Source organism: Paenibacillus nuruki (assembly GCF_963311185.1).
Lineage (GTDB): Bacteria > Bacillota > Bacilli > Paenibacillales > Paenibacillaceae > Saccharibacillus > Saccharibacillus nuruki.
The window spans coordinates 3,610,437-3,626,639 of sequence record NZ_OY725677.1 but is presented as its reverse complement, the minus strand read 5'-3'; the positions used below and the strand labels follow the sequence as shown (position 1 = coordinate 3,626,639).

The following is a 16,203-nucleotide window of genomic DNA, read 5'->3' as shown; positions in this document are numbered from 1 at the left end:
CTGATCATAACTCTATAAGTGATAGCGAAAGGATGATTATATTATGCCTGCATTACAATTTGATGAACAACATATCCGTGATGTGATAGATCGCGTCGTTGAACGTACATTTAATATGGATTTCCGTTGGGATTGGCCGGGTGGTGTGGCTTTTTATGGTATATGTGAAGCCTATGAAGCGACTGGCAAAAAGGAATACTTGGACAAACTCAAAATCTGGATCGATGAACAGATCGAAGAAGGACTACCACAGTTATCGGTTAATGGCGTCTCGATCGGTCACTGTTTGCTAACGTTATATGAAGCAACAGGTGAAGAGAAGTATTTGGATATTGCGAAAGAAATGGCAGAATTTCTCGATAGCAAAGCAGAGCGCTTCGCAGATGGTATTTTCCAGCATACCGTTAATTCGCTGACAGATGTATTTCCACAGCAAGCATGGGTAGATACGATGTTTATGGCGGGTTATTATTTGTTGCGGATTGGTCATTTGTTAGGCAATGAAAAATATATTGAAGATGGCTTGAAGCAGTATCACGGACATGAAGAGTTTTTGCAAGATAACGATACCAATCTGTATTATCATGGTTGGGATCATGTGAATCAGCATCATATGTCAGGCATGTACTGGGCACGTGGCAATTCATGGGCAGCACTCACGATGGCAAAAGCACTCAAATTTATTCCGGTGCAACATCCATCCTATATGATTATCGATGGTTCTCTACGAGATCAACTAAGTGCTCTGGTGCGTCTGCAATCGCCAGAAGGGTTATGGCATACTGTACTGACAGATGAGACGTCTTATCTAGAAACATCAGGTTCTGCCGGTATTGCGACAGCGTTGTTATTGCAAGGCAGACTGTATAATAAATATACGCAAAAAGCGATAGATGGCATTCTATCCAAAATCAAAGAAGACGGCACCATCACAGGTGTATCCGCAGGGACGGCTGTCATGAACGATATCGACGGCTACCGCAAAGTGCCAGCCAAACGTATTCAAGGTTGGGGACAAGGATTAGGTTTAGCTTTTCTAGCTCAACTGGTACGAACCAAAGAAGATGTGTTTGGTTAAATCGTTTGCTATCGTATAGATAGTTGTCTCGAAAAAAGGGATAAGATATCACGTTAAGTAGACTTGTCAGCTCCATAAATAAGATATAAAAAAACACGCTGCTCTTTGTATAAGAACAGCGTGTTTATCTTTTTATTTCAACAGATAGATAAGATTACAATAGCGGTTGCTTCACGATCGAGAATTGATGATCTAGATTCTCAACAATCATATAAAGTAGACCATTTTCGTATTTAATAAATTTGGATACTGTGTTGTCAGATGTTTTGGACATTTGCCAGATTTCTTTACCGTTACGATCATACAAATAATTTTTCTGCTCACTATCGTCTACAAGAAAGACTTGATTGTTATTATAATCGGTTGTCCATTCTGCATCACGATCCGCTAACGTACGCATCATTTCATACGTAGGTTGAGCTGTGGCTAGATTATAACGTGCATAGACTGGAAAAGGTTTGTCTGTATTGGCGCCTAACGGATTCCCTTTAATATTGGTAGTGTAGAGAATCAGTTCGTTATTTTGCAATTGAAAATCAGCATCGATATTCCATGGAGTCGTAATCGTTTTGCCTTTTACTGTAGGTTGAGCAGTATCCCAGATATAAAAGACATTTTGGGATTGCATCAAGCTACTACCGTTATATTGAGCGACCACATAATGCGATTGAGTATTTACTTGATACGGAGTAGCATTTTCATAATTAAAGGTCTGCTGAATCGAAGGTGTTGTGCTGAGAACAGCCTTTTTCCACGGTGCTTGATAGACCGATAACTGTTTAGTTGATTGAACTACAATCTGTTCTTTAGTTGTTGCTGTTGGTGCAGACCAATCTAGCTGCGAACCATTCCCAGCAACAGATTGATACAGAGTCTGTGGCAAAGTCGTGGTGGATAGCACTTTACCCATTGTGGCTTTCGCTGTAGATAATGTGATTTTCTGTAGCGAGCTCTTATGATCAACAAGCAACACCATCTTATTAGAACCGATCAACACATCGTAGCTGAAAATACGATCATAAGACTGTTTCCAGAGTGACTTCGATGTATTGAGATCAACCATTTCAATATGGTACTTAGCCATATCTACTAGAACAGCTTGATCATGGGGTAGATTCACAATTTGTGTATCAATATGGAAATCTTCAGGAAAAGATAAATGATCATCTGTACTATTTGCAGCAAAGGCTTGTACAGGTAATAATAGAAGCAATACTATCGTTAATATCCATTTTTTCATCAAAGATAATCCTTTCTGTACGATCTTTTATTTTATGTAGCATACCTATATATTCTATTCTATTCTATTATACCGTATATTTATAGCCTATGTAATGTTTAGATTTGACGAGGAAAATAATAGGCTTTATGGTAAGAATATAACAATCATGATTCAAAAAGGGGTTGCTGTTATGGCTAGCGAACATATCGTATTGAATCAAGGGCAAAATACTAATCTAGCACAGGGTCATTCATTGAACGTCACAATTCAATGTGAATCTTCACCGTCACCACTCGATATCAGTTGCTTTATGGTCGATGAAGCAGGCAAAGTTCCTTCGGATGACTATTTTATTTTTTATAATCAAAATGTTGATCCGCATCAATCGGTTCAATGTACACAATCGACAGAGCGAAGTACACAATTCACATTAGATATGGATAAACTACAAAGTGTTCCTGTTGCCAAATGTGTATTTACAGCAACATTAGAAGGAGCCGGTACTTTTGCAGAAGTACAAGGATGCCAGGCTGTGCTTCATATTGGTGAGCAAGAGATTACATATACCATTACAGAAGCGACCGCAGAGACAGCGCTTATTTTTATAGAAGTGTATCGTTATCAGCAAGGATTCAAAGTTCGAGCGATCGGACGTGGATTTTTTGGCGGATTGAAGCCTTTAGCTGAATCATTTGGGGTAGAGATTGATGACAGTCCTGAAGAAACGGTAGATGTTCCAACAAGTTCTGTTGAGACTACACCGGCACCAGTGAGTTCTGAACCAACACCCGAATCTGCGACACCACCGCCTAATCCATCTTTAGGCAAAATCGATTTACTCAAACGCAAAGTGACTTTATCTTTGGAAAAGAAACAAATTCCACCGATTCAAGCGAGAGTCGCGGTTGTATTCGATGCGTCAGGTTCGATGTATTCCCTTTACAAAAAAGGAATCGTGCAAGAAGCGTTTGAGCGTATTCTGGCGATTGCAACAGCATTTGATGATAATGGAGAATTGGATGTATGGTTTTTTGCCAAAGAATTTTTACGGGCTCCAAGCGTACGAGCCGAAGATTATAAAGATTATGTCGCACGCACGTATAAGCTAGGAAGCAAAGGTGGAACAAACAATGAACCGCCTGTGATGGAAGATGTGATTCGCAGATATACGGTGGAAGAACCGAATGTACGGATTCCAACGTATATTATCTTTTTCAGCGATGGTGGAGTAAGTAGTAAGAGCAAAATCACCAAGTTGATTACCGACAGTTCGCATCAGAATCTATTCTGGCAATTTGTCGGTCTGGGCAATGCCAACTACGGTATTCTGCGTCAATTGGACGAACTCAAAGGACGATTTATAGATAATGCGAGCTTTTTTGAATTAGATGATATTTCCAAAGTCAGTGATGAAGAGTTATATGATCGATTGTTGAGTGAGTTCCCAAGCTGGATTGTAGAAGCGAGAAGAAAAGGCATTTTGGCATAATGTTAAAAGAATGAAAAGCCAGAAGGTAGCAAAGTATCTTGCGTAATATGCAGATGGCTTTCACTATCTTTTGGCTCTTTTTAAGTTTGAAGAACTAACAGATATCTATTGTAACCATTCATTGAGATAAAGAAAGGTTACACATGTGGTTACTACATATGACTGATGTGTAAAATCTGATTTCTCTTTTTCACATATCAACTTTCTATCGAACGCTTCCCCCAATTGGTTCCCAATACGCCGAGAATAATCAAGGCTGTACCAATGATGTGATAATACATCAACTGCTCATGTAGAAATACAGTGCCTGCGATCATCGATGTAATCGTAGCAAAATTGCTAAATACGCTCATTTTGGTTGCTTCCAGATGAGAAAGGGCATAACTAGATAACAAAGTTGTGCCTAGCGAAGATAAGATACCTAGATACAATAAAGCCAATCCATAATTCGGTTGTAGCAAGGGCTGCACGTAGTCGATCATATTCCCGAGGATCAGATGGCGACCAAGTGCGACAACATTAAATAATACACAAGCTGTAATCATCGTCACCCATGTTAATTGAAGCGGATTGTACTGTCGTGTCAGCGGACGAGCCAGTACCCCGTACCCTGCAAAACAAAGCGCAGATCCCACCAACAACAAGATACCTCCTAGATTACTCAATGAAAAGTGGGTACCGCCTTTCATAACAAAAATAAACACTACCCCTATCACCGACAATAACAGTGAACTTTTCTGTATCCATGACGATTGTTCTTTAAGAAAATAAGTCGCCAATATTAATGTAAAAATAGGCGCGGTTGCTTGTATAATGCCAGCTTCGGAAGAAGAAGCATACAATAACCCAAACGCTTGAAAAGCAAAAAATAGAATCGGCGATAACAACGCCAAAGGTAGCATGCGCCAGATATCTCGCCATGTACATGTGACCTTAATCCAACCGAACACAATCGGAATGCCCATCACCAACGTAGATAACAAAAACCGATGAGCCAGTACATCCAATGGATGAGCGGTATCGACTGTCATTTTCATAAATAAAAATGAGAATCCTATAATTAGTGCATAAGCCAGTGCAGCAAAATAAGCGGGTAAACGCTTTGAATCTGTAGACATCGGTATACCTCCAAACGATCATTTGCTATAGAATAAGAACGCTTATTCAATATACTGCGGCTAGTAGACCGCTCACAATCACGATAAAATCAAACTGTACCGATACAGATAGAGTAGAAGATAATAGAAAAATGGATGTAGCATATGACATACTAATGCTACTAAAGAATGACATATATATGATTAAAAATAATGAGGTACACATCACTCGGACTCATGTGTACCTCCATATCAAAATGAGAAGGTTGGCAAGGAGTAGACCGATGAATAAACAACAACAATTAGTTGCTCAGATTCAAGAGCAGATTCAGCAAGGTATTTTATTATCAGGCCAGAAGCTACCTTCGATTCGTGTTATGTCTCAGACGAACCATTGTAGCCCATCGACTATTATTGGAGCCTATGAACAATTAGCACGCGAGCGGTGGATCTATGCTATGAATCGCAGTGGGTATTATGTGGCACAGCAAGGGTATCATCAACAGCGTTATCCAGTACGCGATCAAGTGGATTTATCATCGGCAGCCCCAGCGTCTGAATTGTTTCCCTATGATGATTTCCAAAGTTGTCTTAATCAGGCGACACAAGTCTACCGAGATCAATTGTTTTCGTACGGTATGCCTCAAGGATTGCCACCCTTATTATGTGAAGTGAGGCAACAGTTAGAAGAGGTTCAGGTATTTGCACGAGAATCGCAGTTATTTGTCACTTCAGGCATTCAGCGAGCATTATCGATCTTGACGATGATGCCTTTTCCGAACGGTCGACAGACAATTATGATTGAACAACCCAGTTACCATTTGCTGATTGAATTACTGGGAGCGCTACATGTACCTGTGGAAGGGGTAGAACGAACTGTTCATGGACTGGATTGGGAAAAAGTAGAACGTCTTTTCCAGAGTGGAGAGATTAAGTTTTTCTATGTGATTCCACGATTTCATAATCCACTCGGTACATCGTTATCGACAGCAGATAAGAAGAGGTTAGTTGCCTTAGCTACCAAGTATGATGTGTATATTGTAGAAGATGATTATTTGTCTGATCTGGAACATGCTGTCTCGAATGATCCGCTATATGCGTATGATACGTCAGAGCATGTCATTTATCTCAAAAGCTATTCTAAAATTCTTTTTCCCGGTCTACGAATCGGTGTCGCTGTTTTACCTGAAGCGCTTATTTCTACCTTTTCACAATATAAACGATTACTCGATATCGACAGTTCTGTTCTTTCGCAAGCAGCTTTACATATGTACATCAAAAATGGAATGTTTACACGTTATCGTCGGTATCTACTGGAAGGATACGATCGCCGTATTGCTCAACTGCATCGTACATTAGATGAATTATCTGCTGATCCTATTTTTGCCAATGCTCCTCGCAATCAGGCTGTGCATACATTTTTGCGATTACCGGATAATTTCCCTACGGCTGTCTTGATCAAGCGCTTAGCACAACAGAAAATTGTTGTAGGGGATGGCAGTCAGCACTTTTTAACTAATAGCCCGTATACTATGAATTTACTGCGGATTAACGTATCAAATGTACCTGAAGAACAGATTGATCCTACACTACAAATCATAGCCAAAGAAATTCGCAAATTATCTATCACGCCCAAGTTGTAACTTTATGATGAGGAGCTACTAGTTACTGATCGTAACTATTTTTATAAAAATGAATCGAGCAAAAGAAAAGCGACCTGTGATATATACACAAGTCGCTTGATTTATGTTTTGGATCATCCAAACGATATATGGATGTGCTAAATAATGAAGCGTAGTCGCATATTACTTCCCTGCTGCAACTAACTTCAACGCTTCATCTGCCGCTTGCAACGTCTGATCAATATCTGCATCCACATGAGCAGTCGTTAAGAACCATGCTTCATACTTGGATGGAGCCAGACATACACCACGATCTAGCATATGACGGAAGAACGCTGCGAATTTCTCGCCATCCGTATCTTGAGCTTGATCATAATCTGTCACTGGATGATCGCAGAAATGCGTTGAAAATGCACCACGAATACGGTTAATGGTCATCGCTACGCCGTGACGATCCGCAGACTCACGCAATCCATCGGTTAAGCGAATCGCTAGACGTTCCATTTCTTCATAGACACCTTCGCCTTGTAACACTTCCAGACAAGCGATACCCGAAGCAACAGACGCAGGATTACCTGCCATCGTACCTGCTTGATAAGCAGGGCCTAGTGGAGCCACTTGTTCCATAATATGTTTGCGTCCACCATAAGCACCGATAGGAAGCCCGCCACCAATAATTTTACCAAGAGCTGTTAAGTCAGGGACGATCTGATCGTGATTGTCTAAGCCGGCATACGTCTGACTGGAACCATAATGGAAACGGAAAGCTGTAATGACTTCATCGTAAATGACTAAAGCGCCGTAATCATGAGCTAATTTACATAATCCTTCTAGAAAACCAGGAGCAGGCATTACCATACCGAAGTTCCCAACGATCGGCTCTACCATTACAGCTGCAATCTGATCGCTCCAATGTTCCAGAGCTTCGCGTAATGCTTCTAGATTGTTAAAGGGAACAGTAATCACTTCTTGCGCAATACTGGTTGGAATCCCTGCACTATCTGGAATGCCCAGCGTAGAAGGGCCAGAACCAGCTGCTACTAATACCAGATCCGAATGACCGTGATAACAGCCTGCAAATTTAATAATTTTATTTCGCTTGGTATACGCACGAGCGACACGGATTGTAGACATCACTGCTTCTGTACCAGAGTTGACGAAGCGAACTTTATCCAATGAAGGAATACTGTCTTTAAGCATCATTGCTAATTGGATTTCGATTTCTGTCGGTGTACCATACAGAATTCCATTTTGCGCGGCTTTGGTAATCGCTTCAGTAATATGAGGGTGAGCATGCCCTGTAATAATAGGACCGTATGCCGCCAGATAATCGATATACTTATTGCCATCAACATCTGTGAAATGAGCACCTTTGGCATTAGCCATAAATACAGGTGCACCGCCACCGACAGCTTTAAATGAGCGAGACGGGCTATTTACACCGCCTACAATATGTTCTAGTGCTTGTTCATATAATTGGGAAGAACGTGTTCGTGGATTCAATACAATCGCTCCTTATTCAAAATAACAGCAACCACCGTTCAGACAAGAAAAAAGCGCCCTTGATATGGGCGCTATAATTACAGGTGTAACGATCGTTGAACTGCGCTACTTTTATTTTACCATTGTTGCTACAGAATGTTGAGTGATTATCTTAATAGCTTACTGCACCGAAGAGCTTGAGCTGTTCGAGGTTGAACTTGAAGAAGAGGAGCTACCTGTACGTTCTGGATTAGCACTTGAGCTGGAAGAACTGTCTGTACCTGTTGTACTTTTCGTAGAGCCTGTAGATACAGGAGTCGGTTCAACTGCTGATTTGTTCAGTGCATCTTGTACATATTTTTGTAATTCTTCGCTACTCTTAATGCCGATCACATCCGCGCCGCCTACTTTTTTCTCCGCTAATAGATCATCTGGAGGCAGTTGGTCACTACCGTTCATTTTACTGTCATAAGCAACCGAAGCCAATTTCCAGAGATCATCGGTACTCAAGTTGGTATCGATATACGGATTCACCTGTTCTAAGATCGTTGGTAAATTCATAATCGAAGTAGTGGACTTCATTTTCTCGCCAACAGCGGTTAAGAAAGCACGTTGTCTTTCGGTACGAGAAAAGTCGGACATGGCATCATGACGGAAACGTACATATTGAAGAGCTGTTTTGCCATCTAAATGTTGCATACCTGCTTTGAGATCAATATCATATTCATGCTTATCTGCGGCACTGGTATAATGCATATCTTTTTCAACATCAAAATCGATACCCCCTACAGCATCAACCAGTTTGATAAAGCCCTGGAAGTCTGTGTAGACATAATATTGAATCGGAATACCAAGCAAGTCACTAACGGTTTTCATAGCTGTATTCGGTCCATGGGTAATCGCACTATTGATCCGATTCTCACCATAACCAGAGATTGGAATATACGTATCACGCAAGATCGAGAATAAATGAATTGTTTTTTTGACAGGATCAAGTGAAGCGACAAGCATTGTGTCTGAACGTGGAATCTCACCATCGTCTGCACTACGAGAATCGACACCCATTAACAGAATATTGACCGGTTCGGTTCCTTCCCATACTGGAGGTTGAGTCGCAGCGACATTGGTAGGTTGTACATTTTTGAAAGGTGAAGCAGCGCCTGTTTTTTGCAAGCCATCAATTTGGTTAAATACTGCTGTGAAATAATAAATCGCATAGCCTATAACCGCAACTACAATAATCGCTACGGTCCAAAGCAGCGTTCGCTTTGTCTTTACATTCATGTTCTTTCTTCCTTTCGAGGGTGAGGTCTATACTATGTTTACAGAATCTTAATGCCAATTTGAAAAATTGTTTATCACTTTTGATTGCTCTTCATGACACCCGTACATTATAATTTTTTTTTAGGCAACAATCAATTACAGCGAATTGACAAGATTGTTATAAATGACGCCAAATTTAGCGCATATCTAACATGAACATCAATCAAGCATAAAGGAGATACTCATGCAGGCGATCGAAGTACAAGATTTACGCAAAACCTTTCAGATTCAGAAGAGCCGCGGAGGATTAACCGGAGCACTGAAAGACTTATTCGCACGACAGTATAATGAAGTCGCTGCGGTGAACGATATTACCTTTTCAATACCACAAGGAGAAATCTGTGGGTATATCGGGGAAAATGGTGCTGGCAAATCAACCACCATCAAAATGCTGACCGGTATTCTTGTTCCTACATCCGGACAGATCAAGGTCAACGGGTATGTGCCTTATCAGGAGCGGGAAAAGTTCGTACAGGGGATCGGTGTTGTTTTTGGACAGAGAAGTCAGTTGTGGTGGGATATAGGAGTTATCGAATCGTTCCAATTGCTTCGTAAAGTATATCAGGTATCTGAAGCAGATTACAAAAAACGCTTGGATGAGCTGGTGGAACGTTTACAATTACAAGACTTATTAAGCCGTCCAGTGCGTAAGCTAAGTCTGGGTCAGCGGATGCGTTGTGAATTAGTTGCAGCATTGTTACACAATCCGTCGATTATTTTTTTGGATGAACCGACAATCGGCTTGGATATCGTGGTCAAATCCGAAATTCGTGAATTTTTGAAAGACCTCAATCGTACGCAAGGTACAACGATTCTGCTAACGACTCATGATCTGCAAGATATCGAAGCACTCTGCTCGCGCGTAATTATGCTAGATGCAGGGAACGTTATCTATGATGGTGGCTTAGATGATCTGAAGACTCGCTGGGGCAAAGGGAAAGAAGTACGCTTCCAGTTTGGCAAAGCTGTTACAGCTTCTCAGCTACAGGCATGGACAGCCAGCTTACCGGTACAATGGACACAAGAAGGTGAACTGGTGGCAACAGCATTAGTAACCGCAGATACAGCCGTGTCTGATGTGCTAACGGCAGTGCTTAGTCAGGTCGAGATTCTAGATATCCAGATTTCAGAGACCAGTACCGATGAAATTGTACGTCAGATCTACAGTTCCGGTTCAGCAGAAAAGCCGGAGGTTAAGATTCATGTCTAGTCTGTATTGGGATTTTATTCGTATTCGCTTTTTGACGATGTTAGCGTATCGAGTTAATTATTACTCGGGTATTCTCGTGTATACGCTCAATATTGGTGTGTATTATTTTACATGGCAAGCCATCTACGGGGGTAAAGAACAGATTGCAGGCTTTACAGCGGCGCAGATGACGACCTATGTTGCTGTTTCATGGATGGCACGTTCGTTTTATTTTAACAATCTAGATCGAGAGATTGCGACCGAGATTCGAGACGGTACGATTGCGATTCAGTTTATCCGTCCATACAACTATTTAATGGTCAAAATGATGCAAGGATTCGGCGAAGGGTTGTTCCGGTTCTTACTATTTATGATTCCAGGAATGTTGATTGCGTTACTATTATTCCCTGTTCAATTGCCGACAAGCATCACCTCTTGGATAGGTTTTCTGATAATGTTATTTTTCAGCTTTCTGATTAACTCGCAGATTAATATTATTATCGGAATGCTTGCCTTTTTTGTTGAAAATAACGAAGGAATGATGCGAATGAAGCGCATTGTCGTCGATCTATTTTCTGGGCTATTGATTCCGATTAGCTTTTTCCCGGGATGGTTAGTCTCCATTATGAATTTTCTTCCTTTTCAAGCGATTACGTATTTGCCGGGTTCGGTATTTACAGGTCGTGTCAAAGGAACAGGTATTTTGGAAGTGTTAGGGATTCAAGTGGCTTGGTTTGTTCTATTATTGATTCCTATCTATTTTATATGGCGTGCTGCTCGTGTGCGGCTGTTCGTACAGGGGGGCTAAGCAGATGAAATATTATCTTGGACTGGTATGGGAATATTTTCTGAATTATGCGAAGACACGCTTAACGTATCGTGCAGATTTTTGGGTAGAAGTGATCTCGGATCTGCTGTTTCAAGCGACGAACTTAATCTTTATTTTCGTCGTATTTGCCCATACCGACACGTTAGGTGGATTTACAGAAGCTGAAGTGGTATTTGTGTATGGATACTTTATGATCCCTTACGGGCTATATAGTTGCTTTGTGAATCTATGGAACTTTGGCGATCGTTATATTGTCAAAGGAGAAATGGATCGCATTTTGACCCGTCCTGCACATAATCTATTTCAGATTTTTCTAGAAAATCTGGATCCACCGTCATTAATCGGTTCGTTCATCGGTGTGATTATTATGTTCTGGAGTGGAGGACAACTTGGGATTGAATTGTTATGGTGGCATATCCCTGCACTGATTGTTATGGTACTGGGTTCGACACTGATCTATACAGGTATCTATACGATTCTGACTTCGATCTCATTTTACTCGGATTCGCCAACAGGCATTATTCCGTTAATGTACAATATTCAGACTTATGGACGTTACCCAATCACGATCTACAATCGTATTATTCAAATTTTGCTAACATGGATATTACCGTTTGCATTTGTGGGTATCTATCCAGCCGCACTGTTTTTAGATCGACCTGAAATGATTCGAATGGCATGGATTACACCTGTAATGGGGATTGTCTTTTTTACATTAGGATTGTTATTCTGGAATGGTGGGATCAAGCGTTATCGCGGAGCAGGATCATAAGTCTAACGTGATCTGAAGCAGTGTATGATCACTACCAGCGATATTTCAAAGGAGGCTATACAATGAGTGAACTACAAGTAGGACAACCTGTGCCAGAATTTACACTAGAAGCATCAGGAGGTCAGGAAATCTCGTTAAGCGATTATCGTGGCAAAAAGGTCGTGTTATACTTTTACCCTAAAGATAGCACGCCAGGCTGTACACAAGAAGCTTGTGATTTCCGTGATAGTGCAGCGGCTTATGAACAAAAAGGTGCGGTCGTTCTCGGGATTAGTCCTGATCCAGTCAAGTCACATGATAAATTTGCACAAAAGTATGAACTTTCTTTTCCTTTATTGTCTGATCCTGATCATGCAGTAGCTGAAGCATTTGGCGTATGGCAATTAAAGAAAATGTATGGCAAAGAATACGAAGGTATTGTGCGTTCTACGTTTCTAATTGATGAAGAAGGTATATTGATCAAAGCATGGAGCAAAGTGAAAGTTAAAGGGCATACCGAAGAAGTATTTGCTGCTTTATAAGTCGCTCTACCTCTACAAGTCAATGATGATCTATGATAGTTATTTCAAAGCAACGTCCTTCCAAAGACGTTGCTTTTTTTATTTCTAAGATTGCGCTTACGTTGCTACAGGCAAGTGAGAGTACACGTCAAAAAAAGAGAGGATGTTTATCTATGGATTTCTATACGATTGCCTATTTGGAGAACCAATCCACCTTTAATGTCTATCTGAAATATATCTTTATTTTTGTCGCTTTGATCTTATTATTGATTTTATTCTCATTATATATGCGTAAACGAATCGAAACGAAATATCGTGATTTGAGCATTATTTTGTTATTGGTTATTGTATTTCTGATCGGTGTACAGTATTCAGATTATACCCAGGATCAAAGTACGTATTCGAAATACTCGCAGATGGTGCAATTTGTCCATCAACTTGCCAAAGATCAACAGCTAGATGAGACGCAGATCAGTGTAAATTCGACAACACTGGTAGATGAAGTGATTATCAAAACACCGACTCAATACTATACGGCTCATTTTAATGACGATATGAGCGCCTATACGTTAGAAACAGTATATCTAGTCAATCCAGATATTCGTGTGAACGACCAATAACAGACTGCAATCGACAGAAAGGAACCAACTTATGGAAGCATATTATCCGGTTATTATCAAATTAGCACTGGGTATTCTTTGTCTGGTGTTACAGATTAATCTAATGGGCAAAGGTAATCTAGCCCCTACATCTGCCATCGATCAAGTACAGAATTATGTGCTCGGGGGCATTATAGGGGGTGTGATCTACAATGAAGCTGTAAAGCCATTGCAATTTTTTCTAGTATTGATGATCTGGACATTGCTTGTATTTATGATCAAATTCCTCAAACAGCACAATCCATACATTAAACGTATTGTCGATGGCAAGCCGATCAATCTTGTCGTCAATGGTGAAGTGGAAGTGGGAGAATGTCTACGTTGTGGTATCTCAGCCAATGAATTAATGTTCAAGCTACGTGCAATAGGTATCTACGAAATCCAAAATGTAAAACGAGCGATATTAGAACAAAATGGACAATTAACCGTCATCCAGTATGGAGACGAAAATATACGCTATCCTATTATTGTCGATGGACAGGTGAATCAAGATGTACTGGATCTTATTCATAAAGATATCGAATGGTTAGAAAATCGAGTTAAAGAAGAAACACATCATCAGATATCAGAGATTTACTTGGGTGAATATATTTCAGGTGAACTCCGTCTACATGCGTACAAAAAGTAAAAATTAGAAATTAAATAGTATCTATAACACTATAATTTTATATGATAAATTTGACATAAAGAGTGAGCTATGTTAGTTTGGAGTCATTGGTTTTTTCTAAATAATGGAATATTTAGAGGTGGATTCACACTATATAGGAGGCTTACAGTTATGGTAAAACAACAATGGATACAAGCAATAGAAGCACAATTTGATCAAATGGTCGCTTGGCGCAGACATATGCACCAGTTTCCTGAATTATCATTTCAAGAAGTCAAAACATCACAATTTATTGCAGATACACTCAAAGGATTCGGTTATGAAGTGCAGACAGGTGTAGGTGAAGGCGGATTAATAGCTGATCTACAAGGCGGACAAGCAGGGCCAACGATTGCTTTTCGTGCAGACTTTGATGCATTGCCCATCCATGAAGAAAATACAGTGGACTATCGTTCGCAAAATGATGGCGTTATGCATGCTTGCGGACATGACGGGCATACAGCGACACTACTTGGCGTAGCCCGTGTACTTAGTGATCAACAAGCCCATTTGAAAGGCAAGATTCGTTTTATTTTCCAACATGCTGAAGAATTACTTCCAGGTGGAGCCAAAGCGATGGTCGAAGATGGAGCATTAGACGGAGTCGATGAAGTGTATGGAGCGCATTTAGCAAGTGCTCTTCCACTAGGCAAAATCGGAACAGCTTCAGGCCCTGCGATGGCATCGGCAGATTCCTTTTCGATTACGATTCAAGGTAAAGGCGGACATGGAGCACAGCCTGATTTGTCAGTCGATTCTATCGTGATTGGTAGCCAGTTAGTCGGTGCTTTGCAGACGATTGTATCCCGTCATATCAGCCCTATGCAATCAGCAGTAGTGACTGTCGGTGTATTCCAAGCAGGACAAGCGTTTAACGTTATTGCCGACAAAGCGAAGATCGAAGGTACGGTGCGTGCGTTTGATCCAGAGATTCGAACTAAGATCGAGCAAGATATTCGTGACTTGGTACACGGAATTACTTTAGCCAATCATGCCACATATACGATTAATTATATTCACGGGTATCCAACCGTCGTGAATACACCAGAACAAACAGAACATGTTCAAAAAGTCGTCGTTGATACGATGGGCGAAGAAGCATTTCTCATGTTGCCACCAGCGATGGGTGCAGAAGACTTTGCCTATTATCTACAAGAACGTCCGGGTAACTTCTTCTTTGTCGGATCGAAAAATGAAACCGAAGATACCGCATTCCCTCATCACCATCCACGATTCGATATTGATGAACGTGCGCTTGTGAATGGAGCCAAAGTCTTTTTGGGTATTGCAGCAGAGAAATTACTGTAGGTTATTCTGGATGATACGATGATAGAAGATACAACAGAACTTTGTATATAGAACTTAATAAAAAATATCATCAAAAAAAGAACAAAGTACTAATAGCAGTATGAGAATATCCTCTAATAGTGTCACATTCAATATAAAATTATAAAAAAACAGCCAAGATCGTGGCATCCATTGCCCGGTTCTTCGCTGTTTTTTAAATTTTTAGTTTATTCACCTGCGGAATCATCGGGCTTTTTCTTCCCAAATCGATTCACCAGTGCAATTCCTAATCGTCTGCGGAACTTCACAAGAATAAAGAATAAGATTAGCACCACAATAATCGCAATCGCTTCAAATGAATATTCATGAATCCAGTGAAAGACCATCGTCCATTGTGGTCCGAAAATTCGACCTAACGCTAGAAATACACCAACCCAGATTAATGCTCCACTATACGAATAAGCGGCAAACCGCCAGAACTTAAAGTTCATCACACCTGAGAAGTAACCGGTGAAATGGCGTACCCCCGGTATAAAATATCCAAAAAAAACAAGCGTATATCCATATTTACCAAACCACGATTGTGCTTTATCCAACTTCGATTCTGGAAGAAGCAACCATTTGCCATATTTACGTAAGAACGGAAGCCCTGCTTTTCGACCGATAAAATAAGTAATCGTCATTCCGATCGTAGTACCGGCAAAAGCACACAGCAATAATAATGCCATATTGAGGCGACCCATATAAGATAAATAACCAGCGTATCCCATCGTTGTTTCGCCAGGGAACGGAAGAGCAATAAATTCAAGCAACAACCCTAGAAATAGTACCAGATAACCATGATCAGTAAAAAGAGATTCTATATAATGTATCAATTGCATGTGCTGTCCTCCGGAAGACTATAATTTCTCTATATTTGACTATTGTTGTTAAAATAAAACAATCTATTACATCATAATCTATCGGAAAGTACAAAGTCTATTAACAGGTCTATTTTAAAAGAAATCT

The 16,203-nt window shown here is 40.5% G+C and carries 15 protein-coding genes; 10 read left to right on the top strand and 5 right to left on the bottom strand.

Annotated features, from left to right (window positions below):
* Positions 1-43 precede the first annotated feature (43 nt).
* A complete protein-coding gene (locus RCP16_RS16065) occupies positions 44-1,078 on the top strand; it encodes a glycoside hydrolase family 88/105 protein (protein WP_273593132.1) in 1,035 nt (344 codons plus the stop codon).
* 154 nt (positions 1,079-1,232) lie between these two features.
* On the opposite strand, the gene RCP16_RS16060 is transcribed toward RCP16_RS16065, so the two are convergent.
* Positions 1,233-2,318, bottom strand: a complete 1,086-nt coding sequence (locus RCP16_RS16060) for a hypothetical protein (protein ID WP_308640802.1) — start codon at positions 2,316-2,318, stop codon at positions 1,233-1,235.
* A 172-nt stretch (positions 2,319-2,490) separates the two neighbouring features.
* On the opposite strand from RCP16_RS16060, the gene RCP16_RS16055 reads away from it, so the two are divergent.
* Entirely contained in the window at positions 2,491-3,789 is a 1,299-nt protein-coding gene (locus RCP16_RS16055) for a VWA domain-containing protein (protein ID WP_308640801.1), read from the top strand.
* Between the two features lie 197 nt (positions 3,790-3,986).
* Here RCP16_RS16055 and RCP16_RS16050 read toward each other — a convergent pair whose 3' ends face one another.
* On the bottom strand, positions 3,987-4,907 hold the full coding sequence (locus RCP16_RS16050) for a DMT family transporter (protein WP_069329398.1): 921 nt from the start codon (positions 4,905-4,907) through the stop codon (positions 3,987-3,989).
* Between the two features lie 263 nt (positions 4,908-5,170).
* Here RCP16_RS16050 and RCP16_RS16045 point away from each other — a divergent pair, with 263 nt between their 5' ends.
* On the top strand, positions 5,171-6,529 hold the full coding sequence (locus RCP16_RS16045) for an aminotransferase-like domain-containing protein (RefSeq protein ID WP_308640800.1): 1,359 nt from the start codon (positions 5,171-5,173) through the stop codon (positions 6,527-6,529).
* A 162-nt stretch (positions 6,530-6,691) separates the two neighbouring features.
* Here the strand turns inward: RCP16_RS16045 and RCP16_RS16040 are convergent, their stop codons facing one another.
* Both RCP16_RS16040 and RCP16_RS16035 read right to left on the bottom strand, forming a co-directional pair.
* Positions 6,692-8,011, bottom strand: coding sequence for a glutamate-1-semialdehyde 2,1-aminomutase (locus RCP16_RS16040; protein WP_069329396.1), 1,320 nt, complete (start codon positions 8,009-8,011; stop codon positions 6,692-6,694).
* Positions 8,012-8,170: 159 nt separating this feature from the next.
* Positions 8,171-9,274 carry an LCP family protein gene (locus RCP16_RS16035; protein ID WP_069329395.1) on the bottom strand — a complete coding sequence of 368 codons (1,104 nt, stop codon included), beginning with the start codon at positions 9,272-9,274 and terminating at the stop codon, positions 8,171-8,173.
* A 223-nt stretch (positions 9,275-9,497) separates the two neighbouring features.
* On the opposite strand from RCP16_RS16035, the gene RCP16_RS16030 reads away from it, so the two are divergent.
* The 7 genes from RCP16_RS16030 (at position 9,498) to RCP16_RS16000 (ending at position 15,216) form a co-directional block, all read left to right on the top strand.
* Positions 9,498-10,523: an ABC transporter ATP-binding protein gene (locus tag RCP16_RS16030; RefSeq protein WP_069329394.1), complete on the top strand. Its 1,026-nt coding sequence runs from the start codon at positions 9,498-9,500 to the stop codon at positions 10,521-10,523.
* A complete protein-coding gene (locus RCP16_RS16025; protein WP_137225949.1) occupies positions 10,516-11,310 on the top strand; it encodes an ABC transporter permease in 795 nt (264 codons plus the stop codon). The genes RCP16_RS16030 and RCP16_RS16025 overlap by 8 nt, the downstream gene beginning before the upstream one ends.
* Positions 11,311-11,314: 4 nt before the next feature.
* Positions 11,315-12,103, top strand: coding sequence for an ABC transporter permease (locus tag RCP16_RS16020; protein WP_069329392.1), 789 nt, complete (start codon positions 11,315-11,317; stop codon positions 12,101-12,103).
* A 62-nt stretch (positions 12,104-12,165) separates the two neighbouring features.
* Positions 12,166-12,624 carry a thioredoxin-dependent thiol peroxidase gene (bcp, locus tag RCP16_RS16015; protein WP_308640799.1) on the top strand — a complete coding sequence of 153 codons (459 nt, stop codon included), beginning with the start codon at positions 12,166-12,168 and terminating at the stop codon, positions 12,622-12,624.
* 32 nt (positions 12,625-12,656) lie between these two features.
* Positions 12,657-13,223, top strand: coding sequence for a DUF3290 domain-containing protein (locus RCP16_RS16010; protein ID WP_308640798.1), 567 nt, complete (start codon positions 12,657-12,659; stop codon positions 13,221-13,223).
* A 31-nt stretch (positions 13,224-13,254) separates the two neighbouring features.
* Entirely contained in the window at positions 13,255-13,890 is a 636-nt protein-coding gene (locus RCP16_RS16005) for a DUF421 domain-containing protein (RefSeq protein WP_069329389.1), read from the top strand.
* Positions 13,891-14,040: 150 nt separating this feature from the next.
* Entirely contained in the window at positions 14,041-15,216 is a 1,176-nt protein-coding gene (locus RCP16_RS16000) for a M20 metallopeptidase family protein (RefSeq protein ID WP_308640797.1), read from the top strand.
* Between the two features lie 206 nt (positions 15,217-15,422).
* On the opposite strand, the gene RCP16_RS15995 is transcribed toward RCP16_RS16000, so the two are convergent.
* A complete protein-coding gene (locus RCP16_RS15995; RefSeq protein ID WP_069329387.1) occupies positions 15,423-16,076 on the bottom strand; it encodes a DedA family protein in 654 nt (217 codons plus the stop codon).
* Positions 16,077-16,203 lie beyond the last annotated feature (127 nt).